Here is a 24,333-nt window from a genome sequence, read left to right on the forward strand (position 1 = left end):
GGTGCCGGACCGGGGGAGGTGAGCGGAGATGGGAATCGAGGCGTCGGACGACCTGGCCGGTTTTCTCAAGTGGATCTCGGGGGAGGACTTCCCCGGGACCGACGAGGATCGCTTGTTCGGGCTCTCCCGCGCCTACAGCGGCGCGGCTGACGGGGTCGACTCCGCCCTTCCGCTCCTGGTGGACGCCGTCCGCTCCATCCGACGCGGTGTGTCCGGCCGGGCCGACGAGGCGTTCGTCGAGTCGATGCAGGGGTACGTCCGCAATCCCGGCTACCTCGCCGCCGCCGCCGAGCAGTTGCGTGACCTCGGCGCCAAGAGCCGCGCCTCGGGCACCCAGGTCCAGTACGTCAAGATGATGATCATCGGCGCGTTGATCCAGCTGATGATCGACTTCATCGTCGCCCTCGCCTTCTCGTTCTTCAACCCGGGCGCGGCCCTGAACTGGCTGGCCGCCCGGGTCGCCGTGTTCCGCTTCCTGGTCCGTACGCTGCTCGGCCGGCTGATCCAGATGGTCGCCGTCAACCAGGTGGTCGGCATCGGCCTTCAGGTGCTGATGGACGCCATCGTCCAGCGGCTGCAACTGTCGATGGGCACCCGCGACCGCTGGGACGGCAAGCTGACCCGCGACGCCGCAGCGGTCGGTGCGCTCGGTGGCGCGGTCTCCACCTTCCTCGGTCCGGCGATCAACCTCCTGGCCCGGCGGCTCGGTGGCCCCGGTGCGCGAGCACTGACCGACGCCGGTGCCGACTCGGTGCCTCCGCCAAGCAATACGTTCCGCCAGGCGCTGACCACACCCGAACCCAGGCCGACCGGGCGTCAGGCCACTGCCGACGCGGCCGGTGAGATGGCCTCCGAGGCCGCCGTCGAATACCTGACCGAGGGACTCTACGGGGTGATGACCGGCCAGGGATGGAACGTCGGTGGTGCGGCGGCGGTGTCCGGTGCGGTGTCCGGTGCGGCCAGCGCCGCCGGCACGAACATCGGCGACGCGATCCGGCCGGACCCCGACGGCAGTACCCGCGACGCCGAGCCCGACGACCCGGGGCCCCCTCGCACGACGCCGACACCGGATCCCACCTCGAAGTCCTCGTCCCCACCGCCTGATGGCCCCCCGCCGCCCATCGACGGCCCGTCGTCGGCGGACACTCCGCCACCACCCGGCCCGGACGGGGCCGGCGCCCCCGCCGCCCCCGACGGCACCGGCGCGCCCGCCGTGGTCGGTGCGTCCGGAGGCCCCTCCGACGGCAGATCCACCACGTCCACCGGGCCGGACCGAGCCGCCGCATCCGGTACGCCCGGAGGGGGGGATGCCGACCGGTCAGGATCACCACCGTCGGACGGCACCGGGGTCGGCACCGGACACCAGGTCGACCCGACGGGGCCGTACCCGCCCGGCGGACTGGTAGCGGCGGGCGGACCGGTAGCAGCGGGTGCCGTCACCGGCAACGGTGTCGCGAGCGCCCCGACCACCACCGGCGGGAACGGGGGAAACGGCACCGTTGACCCGTCGAGTACCGGCGCAGCCCCGTCGAACGACGCCCGGCCATCGGCGGTTCCGGCGGCAGCCGTCACCACGTCGGGCGGGCCGTTCGTCGCGCCACCGGCACCGTCTGCCGCGCCGGTGCCCCCAGCGCCCGCCGCACCCTCGATGGGCGGCCAGGGGGCCGCGACCCCCACCCCGGTCACCACACCCAACGCCGCAACCACGCCCGTCTCCAGCACCGGCGCGTCCCCGGCGAGCACGCCCCCGAACGGCGGCGGATCGACCGCCGGCCCCACCACGAACGGTGGGCCGTCGCCCACACGTCCCGCCGCCCCCACGCCGGTGCCGTCGGCGGCGACCACCACGATCACCCCGGCCGGTACCACGGTCTCGTCCACCGGCCCGGCACCCACCGGGTCATCCGGTACGCCGTCGAACGCTCCGGTGCCGGTCCGGCCGGCAACCGTGGCGGGCACGGTCGCCACCCCCGTGCCGTCACCGGCGTCGTCCCTGACCACCTCCACCGCCGCGCCGACGCCGGTGCCGTCCGCCTCGACGGACGCCACCCCGACGGACACCACCCCGCAGACGAACGGTGGACCGCGTGGGGACCTCCGCGCGCGGGACGCCGAGTCGGGAACCGAGGCAACGCCGCGAACCGACCCCCGACCGGACGCCACGGTCGTCCAGCGTGACTACCCGTGGCTTCCCGGGATCAACCCGCTCCGGCGTCGCAAGGGCGAGTTCGGCACCAACTGCGTACTCACGGCGATCGTCACCGACATGGCGTTCACCGAGAAACTGCGACCCGGTGAACGCCTACAGTCGTCACCGTCCACGCTGGCTCCACTGGAGCACCTGACCCGCTACCGCGACCGCGCACCGGTGGCCGTGGCGGACTTCGCCGCCGTCACCCGGGTCATGCGCTCCGCGCCGCAGGGGTCGCGGGGCATCGTCGTGGTGCACCGGGCGGGCCGGGACTTCGCCCACGCGTTCAACGTGATCCACGACCACAACGGGGTGGTCTTCCTCGACGGCCAGAACGGTACGCTCGCCGACCTCTCGATTCAGCCCGACACGGTGCTGTTCGTCCCGACCACGGACGGCGTACCGGTCGACGGCCTGGTCCGGGGCCTGGACGTGCCGATCGGCGGTCGCTCGTCGGACACCACCGGCGGACGGCTGGACGCGCCCGCCGAAACCGGGACGGACTCCGACGGCGACGACGAGACGGTCGTCCCGCCGCCGAGGACCGAGGGCGTCGAGGGCATCGAGGGGAACGGGACCGCCAGTGCCGAGGAGACGGCACTGCTCACCGTCGACCACCGGGCCGGGGAGCATCCCGCGCCGGACTCGCTCGACGACGGCCTGGTAGCGGTCGGCTACCTGACCGCCGGTTCCCTGGGTGCCGCGGAGGTGGTCCGGGTGACCGGCCTCGCCGAGGTCGAGCAGGCCGCGCGTGACCTCGTCCGGCAGCGCGGCAGCCGGAAGGTACGCGGCCTCGACGAGTTCCTCCGCCGGCTGCACAACGACGCCGACGGCAGCGGCGACCTGCACGGGCTCGTCGGCCGGGGGGAGCACGTCCCGGTCACCGTCGACGGTCGGCAGGTCGAACTCCGCGTCTCGGTGACGCTCGACGAACTGCGCCGCACCCCTGACCAGGACCCGGACACCGTGCTGACCCGGATCGACCGGGCGGGTGCGGTCACCACCGCGAGCGGCATCACCAAGTCGAAGAGCGGCGGGGTCGACGCCTCGCTGACGGTGAGCCCGGCCGGCGCCGTCGAGCCCGGTCTCGTCGGTGGTGGACTCAACCTGCACGCCACCCTCCGGCGGCTGACGCAGGCGTTGTCCACGCTCCGCTCCCTGGTGACCCACCGGCAGGCCCGGCCGAGCAACGGCGCGGACCGGATCGCGGCGCGGGCGACGTACCGGTTGGAGCTGTGGGAACGCGCCGCCGACGGGACCAACCAGCAGGTCGGCCCGGCCCGGGAGGTACCCACCGAGGCGATCCTGAAGATCCCCCGGCACGCCCTGGTCGCCGACCGGAACGAGCAGCGCGCCGAGGGACTCGGACCGTCGACGACACCCCGGGTACACCAGGTCGAGGCCGCAGTCGTACCCGAGCTGTGGCGGCTGGCCGAGCGCACGCTGCCACCCGGGTTGTTCGCGGTCGGCTCGGCGAGCCGGGCCGAACTGTCGCGCCTGCTCAGCACCCGCAACGTCGAGGCGGCACTGGAGGAGTTCACCGGCGGGCTGCGCATCCCGGCCCTGTGGAACGAGACGACCAACGAGGTCGCCGGGCCGTTCACCATCACGGCCGGCAGCGCCGAGCACATCGTCCGTTCCACCGCCACCGACGTGGTACTCCGCGACAGCGCGCAGGTGGTGGTCGCCAACGAGCACAGCGCGGCGGCCTCGGCGAGTTTCGGGGCGGCGCTCCAGGCCGGGTGGAACGGGCCACGCGACGAGACGGCCGCTCCGCTGACCGGGTCGGTCGGCGTCGGGGTCTCCGGCCGCCGGGAACAGGCGGCGCTGGGCGGCGGCAGCGGCGGACGCAAGCGGGCGGTCATCTACACCGGCGAGACCGAGTTACGCGACTACCCGGTCACCTGGAGAATCCAGGGTGCCGGGATCGACGAGGTCTCCACCGAACCCGACCACCTCTTCGTCCGGGTGGCGACCGACCTGCCGCCGGACCTGCCCACCGGCCAGGGCACCCGCCTGCCGGACGACGCCCAGGTGGTGACCGGACCGCTCGGCGACGGCGCGGTACGGGACGTGACCGGTCTCGCCGAGGTCCTCGCCGACATCGAGAGCGTCCTGCGGGCGTACCCGGGCTTCGTCGTCGACGGACCGGCACCGGTGGACACCATCCGCACCTTGCGGGACCTGATGGAACACCGCCGCAACGAGGAGTCACTGCGGACCGCCCTGAGCCAGCCGGCGGTCCGCGCCATGGTGGACAGCCTCTTCGACACCGGGATCGTGGTGGAGCTGAAGCGGTACGGCTGGTACCGCAACGAGTACGTCCGGATCGTGCTGACGGCCACCCGGACCGCGGGGCGTCGCACCGGCGAGTCGCAGTCGATCTCGATGCGGGAGACCGACATCGGTGGCGACCGCGCGCAGGCACACACCTCCGTCAGTCGGGACTACCAGGCCGGCATCCGCTTCGGCTTCTTCGACCGCTGGCGCAAGCCGTCGTCGCGGGCACTGGCCGCCGCCGGCGTCGGCTACCAGTACACCCGCACCAACGGACGCAAGCTGGCGACCGGGCAGCAGGTCGCCCAGGTCGAGATGTCGGTCAGCCCGACACCGAAGGACGGCCGGACCACCGCCCGCGAATACGAACTGGACCTCGACTTCCAGGTGGAGGTCTCCTCGTACAGCCGCCCCCGGTCGCTGTACCGCACCGTCACGGCCGGCCTGCTGTCGCACCGCAGCGACCGGCGGTGGGTCGGGTTGCCGGACGGGCAGAACCTGGACCCCAATCATCTGGAGTTCTCCGGCACCCCGCAGACCATCCGGCTTCGGCCCGGCCGGATGCGGATCTGGGTGTCCGAGTTGTGGGCCGACCGGATGGGGGTCGAGGAGCCGGCCCCCCGGCCGGACGGTGCCACGGACGACCGGGCAGTCCCGGTCCTCCACGACGTCACCGAGACCGCACCGCCGCCGCTGCCCTTCGCCGGCCTGCCGCTGCGGTTCCACACCGAGGGCGTCGGTCCGCTCGCCCCGATCCGGGACGCGGCGCTGGACCTGCTCGAAGGACTGCCGCACGGTGACATGCTGACCTCCCCCGGGAGTGCGTCCCGTAGCCAGATCGACGCGCTCTTCACCCCCGAGTTCGCCAACGGGCGGACCCGTAATCTGATCAGCCCCGGAGAGACCTCGGGCACGCTGTTCGCCGGGGGAGTGTTCCGCGACGACCTCGGCTCGTTGCAGGTCGCGTTCGCCCCGACCGCCTTCCGCCCGGTCGACCCCGGCTCCTGGGAACTCGAGTCGTCGATGGCGGGCAGCTACCCGATCACCTCGGCGCAGGTCACCGGGGGGATGCACGCCCTGCGCCTGTTCGGCCTGTTCGGGCACCGGGGCGACGGCGACTACGCCGGCAACGCCAGCCTGCAACCCGGGGTGCAGTGGCACGACGACCTGCGTACCACGACGGTCACCGACACCGGTGGCGCCGAACGCAACGTCGTCCAGAGCGGCGCGTTCGTCTTCTACCGGGTCGACGGCGACTGGCACCTGACCGCACGGACCCGGTGGGCCGGTGCCTCCGACTTCCTCGCCGGTCAGATCGGCGTCCGACACCAGCGGGTGTCCGTCGAGAACGGCCTGGTCATCGCCGTCGCCCTCCGCGACGTCCAGACCACCAACGCCTGGATCGAACAGCACAACGCCGATCCGGCCAACGCCGACCGGCAGATCCCGACTCTGCCGCTGCCGCCGGATCCACCCACCCCACCGCAGACCATCCACCTGCCACCGGCGACCGGTGCCCCGACCTGGCGGATCCCGGACAACCTGACGCTGGACTCCGGCGACCTGGGCCGAGCCTGGGTGGACAACCTGGGCGGCCCCGACCTCTACCAGCAGATTCGGGACCGGCTCCGGGAGCAGGGCGTCGACCTGCTCCCGGACGAGCCGCTGCGGGATCCGCTCGGCAACGTCGGCCGGGCCAAGGCGATCTTCGGCCGGTTCGGCCTGGCCGCGTTCGTCGACAGCCTGCTCTCCAACGACCTCCTGGTACGCCTCTACGACCGGCGACGCATGCGCCGGTTCGCCTTCGTGGCGCGGACGACCACCGGAGTCGACGTCCGGATCCGGGCCCGACTCACCCCGCCGCGCCTGACAGAGGTCATCTCCGACCCGACCGAGATCGAGTACTACACGAAGGCCAACCACACCGCCGCCGTGGACAGGTCGAAAGGCATCACCGTGGACGTCAGCGGGAGCTACGTCCCCGGGCGGGACACCAGCGGCAGTGACCCGGAGAACCCTCCCAAACACCACGGCGGAGTGTTCGGCGCCGGCCCCGGTGCCCGCCTCGGACACCAGAGCGACGCGGACCGGTCCACCGCCACGGCTGCGGTCGACGAGCGCGTCGTCACCGGAACCGGACCACTGATCGAGTTCGAGAGCATCCTCGAACTGACCGTCACCACCTCGGACACGCACCGCACAACCCCGATCCGGGTACCGATCCGACTGCGGATCCCCGAGTCCGCCACGCGGGTCCGCGAACCCGCACCCGAACCGCCGTCCGCAGACCGGCCCACCGGCGGACCAACTGCCCTGACCTCCGCACAGACCGAACCGAACGCCATACGGCGGTGGCAGCGCGGCGGCACCCGCCTGCCGACCGAGGCGATGGTCACGTCCTTCCCCGCCGCGCGGGCGTCCGAGGACGCCGCCCGGATGGCGGTCGCCGCCCACGCGTGCACCTCGCGTCTCCAGCGGGCCATCGGCACCGACCCGCTGCGCAACCCACGGTCCATCGTCCCGGCAGCCGTCCACGACCAGGCCACCCCGGAATGGTCCAAGGCCCAGTACCCCCGGATCGCGAACGAGGGCGTCACGACCGGACTGACCGGCCCCGGTATCGCGCCGCGCTACCGCGCGGTCCTCGAACGGTACGCGCGCCTCGGCCCGCCGTCGCTGGCCCGGATCGTCACCGACGACCGGATGGAACGACCCAAACAGGTATCGGTGGCGACCAGCACCCAGACGCAGTCCCGCAACCTCGCCGGCTTCGAGGTCGACCTCCGCACCGGGACCTCCGGCGTCAACCCGGTCACCCGACACGACGCGCCGATGCCGGGCCAGCTCGGAGTCGGCTCGGGCAGCGCCGCCCGGTCCGGTACGACCGCCAACACCGGCTCGAACGTGAAGTACCGGGGTCGCACGATGGTCTTCACCTTCACGGTGCAGGAACGGCACGTGGTCCGCGAGCCGACGGACCCGCTCGGGGACCGGGCCGGCACCGAGGTGACGCTGCCCGGCACGATCGAGGTGCAGGTACCCGAGGAGGTCGCCCGGGCCAACGGCTGGCTCGACGACACCGACCCGGCCCGCCGCCACGCCATCGACTCGACGGTGGCGGCCTGGGAGAACGCGTTGACGAGCCGGGCCGACTGGTTGCAGCGGGCAGCCGAGTGGCGTGCCGCCGAGACCGAGCTACGCGACCTTCCCCCGGACGCGGCAGACAGCCGGCGCGACCAGGCCGAAGCGCAGGCCACGGCGGCCCGGATCGAGAGCCGGGCGGCCCAGGAGCGATACCTACAGGCCAGAGCGGACGCCGAGGGACTCGCCGACCGGCTGGCCGCGGGCCGCGACCGACAACCGGCCGACGCCACAGCCCACGGGATCCCGGCGTTGCCGGAGAACGACGCAGCCCGACGACGGTTCGAGCAGGACCGCGGCCAGGCCCTGGACACCCTCGCCCTGACCACCGCCGAGGACCTGGCGACCGCCCTGGACCGCCACACCGCTGACTTCCGGACGGCGCTGCGCCGACCGCGTACCGCCACCGTCGACCAACTGCGCCACCTGGCGACCGCCCGGGCGCACCGGGACCAACTCGTCCCACTCGCCGACCTGGTGCGTCGCGGTGAGCTGACTCCGGAAACGGGCGACGACGCGGGCCGGGAGCCATCCGGGCAACCCGGTGTCGACCAGCAGCTGGTGGACCTGGCCGCTGCCGCCCGCGCACTGCTCGACCAGGTCACGGCGAACGCGCCCACCGAGCCCGACCTGACCCCGGTGTTGCGGGCCCAGCACCGGGTGCTTCGTCACCAGCTCCCACCACCCGGCGCAGGGCACCGCGCCTGGTTCCAGACCAGGTCCGTCCGGATCCAGCACACCGTGGCCGGTCTCCAGCGCACCGCAGCCAGGCTTACGCACACCGCGGGTCGGCTCCACCGCAGAGCCGCCGGGCGCGACCTGCACAAGGAGTTCCGCCGTCTGGTCGGACCCGGCGGTCGAGCCGGCGGCGACCACCTGCTGGCCCGAGCCGCCGCGCTCCTCGCCCTGGCCGAGGAGATCGAGGCCGCCTGGCGCACCGGCACGAGCGAAGCCGCCGCCCGGTACGCCTCCGAGTTCACCGACCGGCCCCTGTCGCCTGCACCCCCGCCCGGTCTGCCGCCGGTCGACCGGGCCACCGTCGACCGGCGCCTCGCGGCACTCGACCCCGACACACTGGTCCCACTCCGACACCGGGTGGACGCCATCGTCGCCGGCCGCAGCGCCGGTACGCCACAATCGGCCGCCGCGCTGCTCGACCACGGTTACCGGGTCACCGCCGCGCTGCTCGACGGCACCGATCCGCACGTCGTCGCCCGCCGGCTGGCCCACACCCGGGCTCCGTCGACCGACACCGACCCCCCGACGCCCCCGGCCGAGCACCGCCGCCGACGGACCGCCCGTCCCGTCGGCGGCCGTCGCAGAGGTTCGACCACGAGCGAGTCGCACCGCACCGACGACCCGGCCACCCGGGACCGGCTCCGCGCCGACCTGCTCGGCGGGCTGTCCCAGGAACGCCGCAACGACCTCGACGACAGGATCCGCCTGCTCGGGCTCGACGACGGGCAGCCGGTGATGCTGCTCTGGGTCCGCCGCCGGGCACCGGAACCGGGCACGTCCCCCGAACCTGACCTGCCGGACGCCTTCCTGGAACAACTCGCGCGGGAGTACCAGGACCGCCACCCGACCGGACGGGTGCTGCTGATCGGCGACAACCCCGGCCCTGCCCTGCGGAACCGCCGTCCCGACCTGTTCACCGACCCCCACCTGACCGGTGCGCCGCCGACGGCCGACCCGAACGCCGACGACCGTGCCGACCAGGCGTACCTCCTGGACCTGCTCCGACAGGACGGCCACCGGCCACTGCTCTCGGTCGACATGTCGGGCGACACCGCCGACCTGACCGCGCTGCTCGGTATCGACACCGTGCACCTCGAACGAGGCGCGTCGCGGGGCGACCCCACCGATCGGGTCGCCCGCTCCGGCGAGGCGCCGGACGGCCCGGACCCGCAGCGGGACGCGGCGGTGTCGACATGGCGTCGACAGCGGTTCGAGGCCCCGACCGAGTGGCTCGTCCACCACGCCCGACTCGCTGACATCGTCGACCGGCTCCCTGCCGACGCCACCGTCGCGCAACGACGGACACACCTGCGCGAACTCTGGGAGGCGATCGACGACTGGCGGCAGACGGTGACGGAGCAGGAGGTCCGGCTCACCGCCTCGGCCGACGACGCGCCCGACTGGATCGGCCGAGGCGAGGTCCTGGCCGAATCGCTGCTGGCCGCCTACCTCGCTCTCGACCCGGACACCGTCCCCGCGCATCTGCCCGACCCGCTGGTCGGCTCGGTCCTGAACCACCAGATCGCGACCGCCCACGCCCTGATCGTCGAGCTGGACCCGACCCGGTATCTGCGACTGACGCCGGGAGAACTGGACCGGATCTTCGCACCGCCGGAGACGCGGCGAGCCGGCCACGAGGGCACTCCCGACCGATCCGGCCGCGACGAGACCACGCGGACCGACCGCACCGACCAGGACGACGAGGACACGCACGGGGTGCCGCTCGGCTGGCAGGCGCGGCAGGAACGGGGTCTCCTCATCGTCGAGACCGACGGCCTGCGCAGCGTCGACCGGGACGGCGGATTCCCCCGCCCACCTGGACCACCGCCACCCGGGGACGGTCCGACCGACGGGGACGGTCCTACCGGCGGCCGGCCAGCGGGTACGGGCCTCGATCCGGACCGCGACCCGGCCGCAGCGAAGGACGCCTCCCACGCCAGTGGGTCGCCGCACCAGCGGTCCCGGCAGGACACCGGCGGTCACCAGCGACACCCCAACACCCCGGTGGACCGATCCGACGGCAGCCGCTCCGAGGTCGGACCGACCATCGCCGACGTGCGGCGGCTGCTGTCCGTCGCACAGACCCGACAGATGGTCGACGGCCTCCGCGACCGCATCGACCGCATGCTGTCCCGCGTGCCGCACGACAGCCCGGACCACGCCGAGCTGCGCCGGTTGCGCGAACGCACCCGGGCCTGGCGTCCGGTCGGAATCCCGATCGACGTCCCCGGTGCCGGGCGACTGCGGCTGCGTGACGTTCCCGACGACCGCGACTGTCTGTTCTGGGCGGTGCTCGAAGCGAGCCGCCGGCAACGCGTCCCGCTACCCGGCGACCCAGCCGGCCCGGCGGACCTCCGCGCCCATGCCGCCGACCTGATAGCGCAGCAGCCGGCGAGGTTCGAGCCACATCTCGGTCGTACCGCCGGCCAGATCATCGCCGACCAGCTCCACCATCAGCACGCCGACACCCGACTCACCCCCGGCTGGGAGTACGTGCCGGCCACCGCCGAGACCCGGAAGGCCTGGCGCGCCGAGGCGGAGCTCGACGAGCTACGCCGTCGCGCCAGGACACACGGCGTCGTCGGCGTCGACGACCTCACCCGGGAGGACCTGCGCGCGCTGCTGACCGCTCAGGACCCGGCCACTGCTGGGACCCTCGCGGACCACGTCCGGTCCGCCGTCGCCGAGCGGGAGCGTCGGCAGCCGAGGGTGCAGTGGCTCCAGGAGGTCGCCGACCGGATCGACCGCGGCGACCGCAACATCCTCGGGATGCTGGCCGTCCACTTCGTCGATCGTGGCGAGGCCGGCAACGCCGAGGTGGTCAGACGGATCCTCGACACCGTGGAACGGCACGGCCGGGCACCCAGCGGTGTGGAACTGCTGGAGGCCGCGATGCGGCAGCGCGACCTGTGGAACTCGGCGATCGGCGACGACGTGCCGACCGCCCTGGCGCTGGCACTGGACCTCGACCTCGTCGTCGTCCCCATCGACGCGGGCCCCGGCCGCGTGCCGGTCGTGACGGGGGCACCCCAGCCGTTGCAGCCGTCGGCGCCCCACCGTCTCTACGTCGCCCGCGCATTCAACCACTTCCAGTCCCTCGAACCGGCCGACGGCACCACGTGGGCCGGTGGCGTGCACCCGCCACCGTCCGGCACCACCGCGTCGGGGAGCAGCCTCCGGTGGCACCGCTCCGATCTCGATCCGACCGCACTGCATCAGGCCGTCGACGCCGTCGTCATGCGGTACGACCTGTCCCCACCGGTCGACCCGACGTTTCTCGACGGACTGCGCACCCGGGTCCAGGAGGCACTGGTCCAGGGCACCGACCCGGTGGCCGCCGCCGACCGGTTCGCCGCCGTCCACGGCCACCTCCCCACGACCTTCCAGGCGGGACCATGACCGAGCATCCCTCTCTCGCGCTGCACCACCTCCTGCTCCGCCTCGACGGGCACTTCCCCGACGACCTGGTCAGCGAGGCCCGCACCTGGCTGGCCGAGGGCCTGGTGCGCGAGGTGGCCGAAGCGGTCGTGTTCACCGCGCTGACCGGTGACGTCGCGCTGACGGCCGAGGACGTCGTCGTACTCTCCGAGACGCTGTCGTCGTCGGGGGCCGACACCGCCGCCCTCGCCGAGGTCCGCCGCACCGACGGGCCGCCGCTACCCATGTACGCGCTGGCGCCCGCCGACCCCACAGCGCTGGCCGAACAGCGGCTGCCGGCCATCCTCGACCTCACCAGCGGATATGTCGGCCCGGGTGCACCGGACCCGGTGGACACCGCGATCGTCGCCACGATGCCGGCGCTGACCGGCGTCGAGGCGCTGTGGCGGTCGTGGCGCTACCCGACCGACGGCACCCCACCCCGACGCGTCTACCTCGTGCACCGACCCGACGGCGCGCTGCCGAGCGCCGCCGCCCGGTTGCAGGCCGTGCTCCGCGAGGCGGGGGAGAGCACACCACTGGTGCAGGTCTTCGACGACGAGACGGCCCTGCCCGCGCAGCACCGGATCGCCCTGGACTGTGCGGCGCTGCTGTGGACACCCCGGCCACCCGCCCCGGTCCGGTTCGCCGAGTCGCCCGGCTTCGCCCCCGACCAACCCCGCCTCGACGGGCCGGGCCGCGATCGGGTGCTGACCCGTCTCGCGTCCGGCGTGCCGCTGCTGACCACCGCGACGTTCCTGGACGACGCCCTGGACCGCACCCGGACCGGGACCGTACCCACGGACCTGCGCACCGACGGCGAGTGGATCTGGAGCGACATGGTCACCTACTACCTCGACCGGCACCGGCTCGCACCCGGGCCCACCTTCCTGGCCCACCTGCGCGCCTGCGGCCCGCACCCGCCCCAGGTCGGGCCCGCCGCACTGCACCGTGCCCGGGCCGCGCTGTGGGCGACGACCACGGGTCGACGGGAAACTGCGCGCCGACCGTGAACCGCGCCGGTCCGGCGGTCGTAGTGGGGGCACTCGGGCCGGGACACCCACCACCGGCGGAAGGGAGAACCGCGGATGGCCGCGACGACGGTGGCGGTGACAGGGGTGCTGACCGAACCGGTCGGCGACGCGCTGCTGCTGCGCACCGCGGCAGAGGACCGGGACCCGGTGGTACGCCTCGTCGGGTCGCTGCCCGCCGAGACCGACCGGATCACGGTGGTCAGTACGCCGCAGGTAACCGCCCTGCCGCAGTTCTTCGTGGTGCTGTCCCGGGTGCTCGGGGCGGAGCTGGGCGGCAGCGCCGACGGGATCCGGTTGCTGCCGCTCGGTGACTACGCCGACCGTTCCGTCGTCGACCGGGCCGCACGAGGACTGGCGGAGCGGATCGGTCAGGCGGTGACGATTCCACGAGACCCGCTGCCGGTGGACCAGACCAGATTGACCGGCCCGTACGAGTGGCTGGTCTACCCACCCGGCCGCCCGGCCGGAACCGGCCATGTCTGGCCCACCCCGGCACCGTCGACCCGTCCCAACCCTGCGCCGTCGACCCGTCCCACCCCGCCGGGTCGACGCACCGCCACCGGCTGGTCGTTGCTGGACACCGGTTCACCGGTCACCGGTGCGCCCGCCACCGGGACCGCCGCAGCGGGATTCGTGGTGGAGATCGAGGTCGGCCCGACCGGATTCCGGATCGTCGGTCGGCCGGTACCACCGGCGACCCTGGCCACACTGCTCACGACGGTGCGGGCCGACGATCACCAGCCGATGGTGCTGGTCGTCACCGGCACGGCACCGACCGGTCCGGCCGCCGCCGGACTGATCTTCGGTGGACTGGCCACCGCCCTCGGCGAACCGATCCTCGTCTGCACCGACATCGTCACCGCCGCCGCCGACGGCACCCTGACGACCCCGGCGACGTTCCATCGCTGGCCGCCCCGCGTCGGTCCCACCGCACCACGTGCGCAGGAGGTCGGTGCAACGCTGCCCGTCGCCCCGGCGCCGCGCGGCCCTGCGGCGAGCGACGGACCGACGCCGCTGGCCCCTGCCATGCTCATCGAGTTGCGCGACGGCGACCGGTGGCGCGCGCCGAAGGCCGTCGAACCCGCCGAGGGCCCCCGGCCCCCGGACGGACCGAGGGCCGATCCGGCGCGGGTCCCGGCACCCGCGCCGGCAGACCCGCCGGACCCGACCAACCCCGAGCCGCGCCGTACCGACTCGGCGCAAGCCGCCCCCGTTCGGCCCGTCACCGACGCTTTCGTCCCGATCCCCGTGCACCCGGTCCGGACCACGCAGGCCGGTGTTCCGTCGGTCCTGGCCTCCGGCGAGACATCGCCCGACGTACCGGCGGATACCGGGGCAGCCCGGCCGCCGCACCGGCCCACCAGCCCGGGTGGCCAGCACCCGGAGCGGGCGTCCGGACCGGTCCCGCCCCGCGCCGTCGTCCGCAGGCTCGACGACAGGTGGGACCCGGACGACCGGACCCGGCTCCGACAGGTGCTCGACGGCCGCTACGACGGATACGCCCGGATGGTGACCCGGGTGCTGGCCGAGGAGCCCGGACTCCGGGCCGCCGGCACCGCCGCCGACGTGGTCGCCGCACTGGTCGCCCTGTGCGCGTTCTGCGGAACCGAGCGCGACCGGATCAACGCCGCCCTGCGCGGCGGCACCGACGACACCCCGGACCGGCTACTGCTCGCCCGGGGTGCCCTGCACGGACTGCGTCGGCTGCCCACCGTCCTCGGGGCGGTGCACGCCCACGGCGAGGTCCCCGCCCCGGTCCTCGCCGGCTACCGGCCCGGCGACGAACTGGTCGAGCCCGCCTTCGTCGACGTGGATCTGGTCCGGCGGCCGGCCCCGGCGACCACCGTGGAGTTCGCCGTCTGGTCGGCCACCGCCCGCCGCGTCGACCGGTTCGGATCAGGGGCACTCTTCCCGCCCGGCAGCCGCTTCGTCGTGCTCGCGGTCGACCCGGCCGAGACCGACGACCGACCGGCCCGGGTGCTGCTCGGCGACCTGACCGGTGTCGGGTCGCAACCCGCCCACGCGGTCGGCAGGATGCGCGAGCGGCTGCGTCAGGCACTGGAACAGGACGCCCCGCCACCGCCCGACACCGCCGCCCCGCACGCGACCCACCGGCTGCTGCGGTTCGCGCCCGGCCTGCACGACGACGGCCGGCGTCTCGTCTGCGATGCCACCGGTCCGGCATCCGAGCCCGAACGTGGAGGTACCCGACCGTGAGCCAGGGTGTGCTGTCGGTCTCCCAGACCGATCCGGACTGCCTGCCGACCATCTCCGACGCGCTCGCGCTGGCCCGGCCTGGCGCCACCGTCGCCGTGCAGCCGGGCGTCTACCGGGAACGGCTACGACTCACCGGCGACGTGACCCTCGTCGCCGAGGACGGTCGGGGGTCGGTCACCGTACACGGCGTCGATGGTCCGGCGGTGTTCCAAGCCGGTGGCGCCGTGGTGCTGCGCGGGCTGGTCCTCACCGGCGGCGACGAGGCCTTCCCGACGGTCCAGATCGCCACCGGCACGCTGCGCATGACCCAGTGCGAGGTACGCGCCGACGCGGTGGTCGGCGTGCACGTCGCCGCCGGTCGCCTCGAACTGGGCGACTGCCTTCTCAGCAATCCGGGCGGCGCCGGTCTCCTGATCGACGGCGGTGCGGCCGGTACGGTCACCGGCACCACCGTGCGCGACGTGGGAGCGGCTGCCGTCGTCATCGCCGGCGGCGCCGACCCGGTCCTGCGTGACTGCACGGTCACCGACGTGCGGGGCGCGGGGGTGCTGTCCACCCGTGCCGGTCGGGGCCTGGTGGTCGGCTGCGACATCAGCGCGGTCGACGGCCCGGCCGTCGCGGTCGAGCAGGACGGCGCGGTACGCGTCGAACGCTGCGTCGTGCACGACAGCCCAGGCTCCGGGCTGATCGTCACCGGCGGTCGGCCGGTCCTCGACGACTGCGAGTTCCGCGACCTCGGCGGGCACGGCGTCGTCGTCTCCGGGGACGCCGATCCGACCGCCCGTCGGTGCACCGTCACCGCCACCGCCGGCCACGGCGTGATCGTGCTGGAGAACGCCACCGGCGCGCTGCTCGACTGCCGGATCAGCGCGACCCGGGCGGCTGCGTTCGCCGTCACCGGATCGGCCGCACCCCGGGTCGAGGGCGGTCGGATCGAGGGCGGTACCGGGATCGCGGTGCTGCTCGACGGTCCGGTCGGTGGCGCGTTCACCGGGGTGAGCGTGGACGGCGGCCGGACCGGATTCCTGGTGCGCGCCGGTGCGGACCCGGTGCTGACCGACGCGACGGTCCGCGACTGCACCGGCCACGCCGTCGAATCCGTCGACGGCGGCCGGGGCACCGTCCAGGGCGGCACGTTCACCGGCGGCACGGCCACGGTCCGGGTGGCCGCCGACGGCGCGCTGACCCTGACCGACTGCCGGATCCGTGGCGGCGGCGTCGGGTTGCTCGTCGACGAGGGCGGATCGGTCACCGCGACCTCCTGCGACGTCGGTGAGACCGGCGGGTCGGGTGCCGAGGTCGGCTCCGGGGCACGGCTTCGGCTGGCCCACACTCGGGTGCACGGCTGCGCCGGCTCCGGCATCCGGTTCGCCGGCCGGTCCGTGGGGCGGCTCGACCGGTGCGAGATCTTCGACAACGCCGGCGACGGCGTGGTGGTGGAGACGCTGGAGCCGGTCCCGATGGATGGCACGACCGTCCGTGGCAACGCCGGCCGACAGGTGCGCCGGACCGGACCCGTACCGGCGGAGGGCGACCCACGTCAGGACGGCCCGGCACCAGCCGGCCGGCCCGCCCCGACGACGACCGGCATCCCGGCACCGGAACCATCCGCCGCCGTGGACGGGCCGGACCGACCGGGCGGCGACCCGGCCACCCCGTTGTTGGCGGAACTCGACGCGCTGGTCGGACTCGCCGGGGTCAAACGCGAGGTGGCGACCCTGGTCGGACTGCACCGGGTGGCGCAGCGACGGAGTGCCGCCGGCCTGCCGATGCCGCCGATGTCCCGGCACATGGTCTTCGCCGGCGCGCCCGGCACCGGCAAGACCACGGTGGCCCGCCTCTACGGCCAGATCCTGGCCGCCCTCCAGGTGCTGCCCGGCGGACAACTGGTCGAGGTGTCCCGCGCCGACCTGGTCGCCGAACACGTCGGCGGCACCGCGGTGAAGACCACGCAACGGTTCACCGAGGCGATCGGTGGCGTGCTGTTCCTCGACGAGGCGTACACGTTGGCCCCGGTCGACGGCGGCGGCGGTCACGACTTCGGGCGGGAGGCGATCGACACCCTGGTCAAGCTCATGGAGGACCACCGCGACGAGGTGGTGGTGATCGTCGCCGGATACTCCCCGCAGATGCGGGCCTTCCTCGACTCGAATCCGGGGCTGGCATCCCGCTTCTCCCGCACCGTGGAGTTCGACAGCTACACCGACGACGAGCTGGTCACCATCGTCGAGCGGCTGTGCAGCACCCACCACTACTCCCTGGAGTACGACACCCGCCTGGCGCTGACCGGATGGTTCCGGGCGATGCCGCGCGGCGAGTCGTTCGGCAACGCCCGGGTCGCCCGCAAGGTGTTCGAGGACATGATCGGCCGCCAGGCATACCGGCTCTCCGAGGCCGGCGCCTCCTCCGGCGTGGAACTGGCCCAACTGCTGCCGCAGGACCTCGGTGTCGCGCCCGAAGCCGAGGGCAGCCCGGGTACGCCCCGACTCTCCGAACTGGACATGCTGCTCGGTGAACTCGGCAACATGATCGGACTTGCCGGTGTGAAACGCGAGGTGGCCGAACTGATCGACCTGCTCGCCAACATCCGCCAACGGGTCCGGGCCGGACTGCCCGCCCCGTCGGTCTCGCGACACCTGGTCTTCTCCGGCCCACCCGGCACCGGCAAGACCACCGTCGCCCGCCTCTACGGCCGGCTGCTCCACGCGCTCGGGGTGCTGCCGGCCGGGCAACTGGTCGAGGTCGCCCGCGCCGACCTCGTCGGAGAGTACGTGGGCCACACCGCGCACCGGACCAAGGAGGCGTTCGAACGGGCCCGTGGCGGTGTCCTCTTCATCGACGAGGCGTACACCCTCGCGCCGCCGGACGCCCGCAACGACTTCGGGCGGGAGGCGATCGACACCCTGGTCAAACTCATGGAGGACCACCGCGACGAGGTGGTGGTGATCGCCGCCGGATACGAGGCGGAGATGGCCGCCTTCCTGGCCGCCAACGCCGGCCTGCAGTCCCGGTTCACCCGCCGGATCCACTTCGACGACTACTCGCCGGACGAACTCGTCGCGATCTTCGAGGGGCTGGCCCGGGCCAGCGGCTACGAATGCCCGGGTGACACGTTGACGGCCCTGCGCGGCCACTTCGAGAAGGTGGAGACCGGGCGTACGTTCGGCAACGGCCGGTACGCCCGACAACTGCTCGACGAGGTGGTCACCCGGCAGGCGCGCCGGCTCCGCTCGGTCACCGCCCCCAGCGTCGACGACCTGCGAACCCTGCGAGTCGACGACGTCCGGGCCCGAGCGACTGTCCACATGTGACATCGGCGACCATGCGCGAGTCGAAACAGGATCGTCAGGTGACGCCCGTATGCTGTCGCCCGCACCGTCGGTACACGAAGCCGGGCAGGGCCACGGAATCCGCCCCGCCCCGGCATCGACGGTGGCCGGACAGGAAAGGCGGGTCGGTGGCGACGGTGTCGAGCGGGGCCGGTGCGGACGCCTCAGCCACACCGGACGAGACACCGACACCCGACACCCGGATGAGCCTGATCTACGAGACCCACTCCGAACCGCTGTTCCGCTTCCTGCTCAAGCTCTCGCTCGGGGCCCGACACATCGCCGAGGACCTGTTGCAGGAAACGATGGTCCGGGCCTGGCGCAACATCGACCACCTGTCGTCGGACCCGGAGACCCAGCGCCGCTGGCTGTTCACCGTGGCCCGACGGATCGCGATCGACGCGGCGCGGGCCCGACAGGCCCGCCCCACCGAGGTCGGCGCCGTCGACGTCTCCCGGATGCCGACCACGACCGACCACGTCGAGGAGATAGTCGCCGTGCACACCGTCCACGACGCCCTGCCGAGGCTCAAGCCGGAGCAGCGTACGGTGTTGATCGACCTGTACTTCCACGGCCGGTCCACCGCCGAGATCGCCGCCCGGCTCGACATCCCCGAGGGTACGGTCAAGTCCCGCGCCCATTACGGGCTGCGGGCACTGCGCGCCATCGTCGGGCCGACGGACGGGGTATGACATGTGCCATCCGCCGCAGCACCGCGCCGATCCGGACCTGCCCGATGACTGACCTCGACAACGACCACGCAGCAGCGCGGCAGACCTGCGCCCTCTATCTGGCCGGTGCGCTCGACACCGACTCCGAGGCGGCATTCGAGGTGCACCTCGCCGGCTGCACGGAGTGCCTCGACGAGTGCGACCGGGTGGGACCCCTCGCGCTGGCCCTGGCACAACTCGACGACGAGCCGTCCGACCTGGACCCGCACCCCACGCCCGGATCTGTGGCCGTCGTGCCCACGGACACCGCCCCCACCGACGCGCCCACCGTGGCACCGGCCCCTCGGTCCGGCGAGGTCGACGACCAGCCCGGCGCCCGACCGACCTCCACCGGCCCGCAGGGGCGGACGGCCCCGACCGGTCCCCGCGGCGCCCGCCCGGCCACCACCCGACGCCGGTTCTCCCGCCGACTACGGCTCGCTGCTGGCGCACTGGCCGCGACCGTCATCCTCGCCGGCGGCCTGGCCGTCGGGCTGCCCCGGTTGAGCGGCGAGCCGACGGTGGTCACCCCGGTCGGCGTGGCGACCGCCGAAGGCGTGGGAGGTGGTTCGGCTCGCCTGTCGGTCTCGATCGCCGAGACCGAGGGCCGGTCGACGATCGTCGCCAGTGTCGTCGGGTTGGAGACCGGCATCCGTTACCGACTCTTCGGAGTCACCCGTGACGGACAGACCCACGAGGTGGTCGAGTGGGACGGCCGGCCCGGCGCGCAGGAGGTCAGCGGCGAACTCGACGCGACCCTCGCCGAGCTGACCTTCTTCACCGTCGCCCGCATGGACGGCGGCCCGGTCGTCTCGGCCCGCCTGGACACCGTCACCCCCACGCCGACCGACTGAGACTCAGCCCCGACGCCACTTCTGATTGGCCGTACCCGAGCAGGTCCACAACTGCAGCCGGGTGCCCCAGTCCCGGATGTCGACGCACTTGTCGGTGTGCGGATTGACGATGTCGCCCGCACTGGTCAGCCGGAACTGCTGGGCCCAGCCACCGTTGCAGTCGGCGAGCTGGATCGCCGTGCCGTCGGTGGTGCCCGCCCAGGCCAGGTCCATGCACTTGCCGAGCGCCATCATCGTGCCCTTGCTGAACGACCACTTCTGGCCGACGTTGCCGGAGACACACCGCGCCATCTGCAACTGGGCACCATCCACCGACCTGGCCCCCGGCACCTCCACGCACCGGTTCTCCCAACCGATCATCGGACGTCCGGGGTAGCTGGCCGCGGTCGTCGCCGGCGGCGGCGTCGTACGCGTCGGGGTCGCCCGGGCCGGGGTCGGCAGATCCGGCGTCGGTGCGGCCGGCGGGGTGGGCGGGGGAGCGTCGGCGAGCGGCGGTGCCGACGGGCCACCCGACCTCGGGCCAGCGGTCGGCGTGGCCGGGGGCGCACCGAGCCGCGCATCCCGCGTGTAGTGCTCGACGTACGCCAGCACCATGCCGGTGAAATCGCGGAGTCCGGCCGCGTCCGGCACACCACCGGCCTGCTGCACCACCGTCGTGCCCCAGTGGTAGGCGGCCAACGCGATCGGATACGGGTCCGTCCCGAGGCCGGCCAGTTCGCCGGAGAGGCTGCACATCGCCCGTCCCAGGGTCGGGATCGCCACGGTCGGGTCCCACGGCGAGGCCGACGGTGCGGCGTACCGGGCCCAGATCGCCGGCAGGAACTGCGCGATTCCCTGCCCGCCGTTGGGGCCGAGCAGATTGGGGTTGAAGCCCGACGACGCCATCAGCTGCGCCGCCACCCGGGCCGGGGTCACCGTCGCGCAGACCTTCCCGGCGGCCAGCACCAGGTCGAGGTAGGCGGCGGGTACCGGTCGGGGCGCGGTACCCGGCGTCGGCGCGGCCTCGACCGGACGCGGCGGCGGAGTCGGCTCGACGGTCACCGCCAGGTCCGACCGCCCGGCGTAGCCCTCGGCATAGGCGGCGACCGTCGCGACATAGTCCTCGGCGGACGCCGGCACCCCACCGGCCGCGCGGACCGCGTCGGCACCGGAGTGGTACGCGGCCAGCGCCAACCGCCATGGATCGCCGCTGACACCGGCGTGCCGCAGCTGGCCGACGAGGTCACACATGTGCCGGGCGAGGGCCAGGATGTTGGCGGCGGCGTCCAGCCGGGGCGCCTGCGGCCACGGGGCCCACCGCTGCCACGTCGCCTCGGTGAGGGCGGCCACGCCGGCCCCTCCGGCGGTGGAGCGCTGGTTGACCTCGAAACCCGACGCCGCCATCACCTGACCGGCGAGGCGCGCCGGGGTGAGCGCGGGGCACGACAGTGCCGCGGCGACGATCGCCGTCGCCTGGTCGGCCGGCACGTCCTTGCCGACCAGGACGGCCGGCTCGGCGGTGGCGGTGCCGATGCTGGCCGCCACGGCGGAGACCCCGAGCATGGTGAGCACTGCCGTGATCGCGACCGCCCGACGCAGTCGCACGTCCAGCCGGCGGTAGCGGGCAACGAGGCGCCTGGACAGGGACGCGGCCAGGTTGCCGATCCGACGGATGGCGTCGGCGCCAGACGTCACCTGCACAGCGACCCTCCTCGTCATGGAATCCGCTGCCTACTACGCCCGCGAGTCGATCGAAGTTCACGGCCGATCGCCCTGAATCGAAGCCTACTGTCCACCATGGCCGCCGTACGGTCCCGCCCGCAGCACGTTGCTCGACGGCACACTCGGCAAGGTCCGAATCGTTCGGTTTGGGATAGGACAAGAAAGGCAACTATCTGCCTCGGCTCAGTCCAGATACACAGTGGAGGCTCGCGATGGCGGTGGACACGGTGGTGCAGACGAAGCGGCCGGGTTGGCCGGAGATCCTCGTCGGGCTGGCCGTCATGGCGTTGGTCGGCTACGGACTCCCCATCGCCCTCGACCAGACCGGAGCCGCGGACGGGCTGAGCCCGGTCACGTCCGGCCTCATTCTGGCCGCCCTCTCGGGTGTCGCCGGTCTCATCGCATTCGCCGCCGCCGCGCGCATCCGCTCCACGAACTGGAGCGACCTCGGTGTCCGTCCGACGACCGGCCGCTGGCTGCTGATCGGGGTGGCGGGTGGCCTGGTCGCCCTGGTCGTCTCCCGGATCGTAGCCGCCGCGGTCTACTACCTCACCGGACCTGCCGAGAACATCCAGCAGCCGTATCTCGACGCGGCCGGTGGCGGGATCCTCACGCTGATCCTGTCGTTCCTGTTCCTGGCGGTCCTGACGCCCATCGGCGAGGAGTTCCTGTTTCGCGGGATCGTCACCACGGCGCTGCTGCGCTACGGCGCGGTCGTCGGTGTCGTCGGCAGCTCATTGATCTTCGCGCTGATGCACGGCCTGAACCTCGTCTTCGTGACCGCCCTGGTCGTCGGCCTGGTCGCCGCCGAAGTGTTCCGCCGCAGCGGCTCCATCTGGCCCGCCGTCGCGGTGCACGTCACCAACAACCTGCTCGGGCAGGTGCTTGCCCTGCTCGTGGCAGGCGCGTCATGAGCGACCCGTCAGCCCTCCGAGACGCCCAGACCTGAGGCACGGGTTCCTGAGAGGGCGGCACTGGTCCGCCACATCACACCCGGTGAAGAGGCGGGACGTCCAACGATTCCGCATATCGTTCGCCGGTCCCATGGCGGGCCCTTCATGGATGCGCGAACCAGGATGACTTCCTAGGATGCCGCAGGCGGTATGTCGTCCACCACGAAAACTCGGAGCACAGTCCCCGGCCTCTGACCTCCTGTTCCACGGTCTTACTGCCGACGCAGCGCCCTTAGGGCCTTGGCGTGGGTCACGGCACGGCGCTATGCTCCGCCGCGATGAATCCTCCTCGCAGATTGGGGGTCCCGTTCGTGCAAGGTGAGTGCTGATGCGCTCCCCGGCCGCGAATGCGGATTCCCGCCTCTCCCTCTGGCGTCGGGTACGCGAGTACGCCGTACCGCCCTCCATGATCGAAGCTGCGACCGCGCGTCGTCTCGTCGGCGACTGGGCTGGCGCATGCGCTGCCGCCCGAGTCGACGTCGACCTGGACCTACGGGCCGTCGTGCACCGTCATGGCCGTGACCTGGCCGCCCGGATACGGGCTGACCTCCGGCATCTCGCACCTGACCTGTTGCGCTGGCACATGCCGAGGATCGCCCCCGACGGGTTGCTGCGTCCGGGCCTGACCATCTCGCTGGCGCGATACGGTCCGGCCGACCACGCCGACGCCGAGCCGGTGCACCTCGTCGCCCGGACGCCACCGGCCTGGGCGGACGCGGGCCAGCGCATCGGTCTGGCGCTGTGGACCGGTTCCCGCGCCGGGCGCGACTGCGCTCACCCGCATCCGCGCCCCGACCGTCGGTTCCGCCTCGACCTGCACCGTCACCTGTGGGACGTACGCCGTGCCGACGAACTGAGGATCCGGTCGGGCGCCCGACGCGACGTCTCCGACACCGACCACCCGATGCGCGCTGACCCGACATGGGACGCGCTGGGGCAGGGCGGCTACGCGGTGCGCCAGTGGGCGCGCGAAGCGGCCCTGCTGCTCCAAGTCGAGGGCGGCGCCAGCGGTGCCGTGACGGTACGCCTCAGTCCTCGACGTCGCCTGCTGCTGGACCTCGCACCGGCAGGAACGGACCCGCGACCACCCACGGCACACATCGTCGGAGCGCCACGGGCCGGTCGTGTCGCCGGGTTGCCGGTGCTGCCCCATGCGGCGACCTGGATGACGCCTGACGTGGAGTTGCTGCAACGGGGACTGATCGAGGCTGACCGCCTCCACCCGCTGGTGGCCTCCGCGCTCGCGCCCGATCATCCCACGGTCGGTACCCCGGCATCGCCGCACCAGAAGGCGTCACCACATCTCGTGAGGTGCCGGGGCGCCTGGCACCGCATCGGTCTGGTGAACGGCGTTCTCACACCACTCGACCACGACCCGGCTGAAGTTCACCGGGAGGGACTGTTGGTCGCGCTGACCGGCACCCCGCTGCCCTGCCTACAGGCGATCGACGAAGCGTGTCGCCGACCGGAGTCCCTTCCCGACATCCGCGCTCGCCTGGACCACGGCGACACCGCCGGAGCGCTGGCTGCCGTCGAGGCGCTACTCGGGCCGGACGCGCTCCTGCCCGACGGGAAGCTACGGCAGGAACTGGACAACGCCGCCCTGCGCCGGATCACGTTTGGCCTGTTCCGCGCCGGGCTGACCGGACGCGGGCCCGGCACCAGCGTCCGAGACTGGCAGCCCAAACGCGCCCGGCGCTCCCACCCACGTCACGCTATCCCCCGCTGACCAGCGGGACTGCCCCCATCCGGCTCCCGGCCGGCCCGTCAC

At 73.3% G+C, this 24,333-nt stretch carries 9 protein-coding genes; 8 read left to right on the plus strand and 1 reads right to left on the minus strand.

Annotated elements, in window-relative coordinates; translation table 11 throughout:
• Positions 1-28 precede the first annotated feature (28 nt).
• From HUT12_RS12890 to HUT12_RS12915, 6 genes are all read left to right on the plus strand, one after another.
• A complete protein-coding gene (locus HUT12_RS12890) occupies positions 29-11,746 on the plus strand; it encodes a toxin glutamine deamidase domain-containing protein (RefSeq protein ID WP_176093517.1) in 11,718 nt (3,905 codons plus the stop codon).
• On the plus strand, positions 11,743-12,777 hold the full coding sequence (locus HUT12_RS12895) for a hypothetical protein (RefSeq protein WP_176093518.1): 1,035 nt from the start codon (positions 11,743-11,745) through the stop codon (positions 12,775-12,777). The genes HUT12_RS12890 and HUT12_RS12895 overlap by 4 nt, the downstream gene beginning before the upstream one ends.
• 75 nt (positions 12,778-12,852) lie before the next feature.
• A complete protein-coding gene (locus HUT12_RS12900) occupies positions 12,853-15,015 on the plus strand; it encodes a hypothetical protein (RefSeq protein ID WP_176093519.1) in 2,163 nt (720 codons plus the stop codon).
• Positions 15,012-18,326 carry a right-handed parallel beta-helix repeat-containing protein gene (locus HUT12_RS12905; protein ID WP_176093520.1) on the plus strand — a complete coding sequence of 1,105 codons (3,315 nt, stop codon included), beginning with the start codon at positions 15,012-15,014 and terminating at the stop codon, positions 18,324-18,326. The genes HUT12_RS12900 and HUT12_RS12905 overlap by 4 nt, the downstream gene beginning before the upstream one ends.
• Before the next feature lie 146 nt (positions 18,327-18,472).
• Entirely contained in the window at positions 18,473-19,036 is a 564-nt protein-coding gene (locus HUT12_RS12910; protein WP_254876801.1) for a sigma-70 family RNA polymerase sigma factor, read from the plus strand.
• 44 nt (positions 19,037-19,080) lie between these two features.
• Positions 19,081-19,908 (plus strand): zf-HC2 domain-containing protein, encoded by an 828-nt coding sequence (locus HUT12_RS12915; protein WP_176093521.1) that lies wholly within the window; start codon positions 19,081-19,083, stop codon positions 19,906-19,908.
• A 3-nt stretch (positions 19,909-19,911) separates the two neighbouring features.
• On the opposite strand, the gene HUT12_RS12920 is transcribed toward HUT12_RS12915, so the two are convergent.
• Positions 19,912-21,588, minus strand: coding sequence for a ricin-type beta-trefoil lectin domain protein (locus tag HUT12_RS12920; protein ID WP_176093522.1), 1,677 nt, complete (start codon positions 21,586-21,588; stop codon positions 19,912-19,914).
• 233 nt (positions 21,589-21,821) lie between these two features.
• Between HUT12_RS12920 and HUT12_RS12925 the strand changes: the two genes are divergently transcribed.
• Both HUT12_RS12925 and HUT12_RS12930 read left to right on the plus strand, forming a co-directional pair.
• Positions 21,822-22,523: a CPBP family intramembrane glutamic endopeptidase gene (locus HUT12_RS12925; protein WP_176093523.1), complete on the plus strand. Its 702-nt coding sequence runs from the start codon at positions 21,822-21,824 to the stop codon at positions 22,521-22,523.
• A 367-nt stretch (positions 22,524-22,890) separates the two neighbouring features.
• Entirely contained in the window at positions 22,891-24,291 is a 1,401-nt protein-coding gene (locus HUT12_RS12930; protein ID WP_176093524.1) for a hypothetical protein, read from the plus strand.
• Positions 24,292-24,333: the final 42 nt, after the last annotated feature.

Origin of the sequence: Verrucosispora sp. NA02020 (assembly GCF_013364215.1) — a bacterium.
Classification (GTDB): domain Bacteria; phylum Actinomycetota; class Actinomycetes; order Mycobacteriales; family Micromonosporaceae; genus Micromonospora.

Bases quoted from the DNA above. Each gene is read 5' to 3' on its own strand.
- HUT12_RS12925 (WP_176093523.1), top strand. From the start codon at position 21,822: ATGGCGGTGGACACGGTGGTGCAGACGAAGCGGCCGGGTTGGCCGGAG.
- HUT12_RS12895 (WP_176093518.1), top strand. From the start codon at position 11,743: ATGACCGAGCATCCCTCTCTCGCGCTGCACCACCTCCTGCTCCGCCTC.
- HUT12_RS12915 (WP_176093521.1), top strand. From the start codon at position 19,081: ATGACTGACCTCGACAACGACCACGCAGCAGCGCGGCAGACCTGCGCC.
- HUT12_RS12930 (WP_176093524.1), top strand. From the start codon at position 22,891: ATGCGCTCCCCGGCCGCGAATGCGGATTCCCGCCTCTCCCTCTGGCGT.
- HUT12_RS12900 (WP_176093519.1), top strand. From the start codon at position 12,853: ATGGCCGCGACGACGGTGGCGGTGACAGGGGTGCTGACCGAACCGGTC.
- HUT12_RS12890 (WP_176093517.1), top strand. From the start codon at position 29: ATGGGAATCGAGGCGTCGGACGACCTGGCCGGTTTTCTCAAGTGGATC.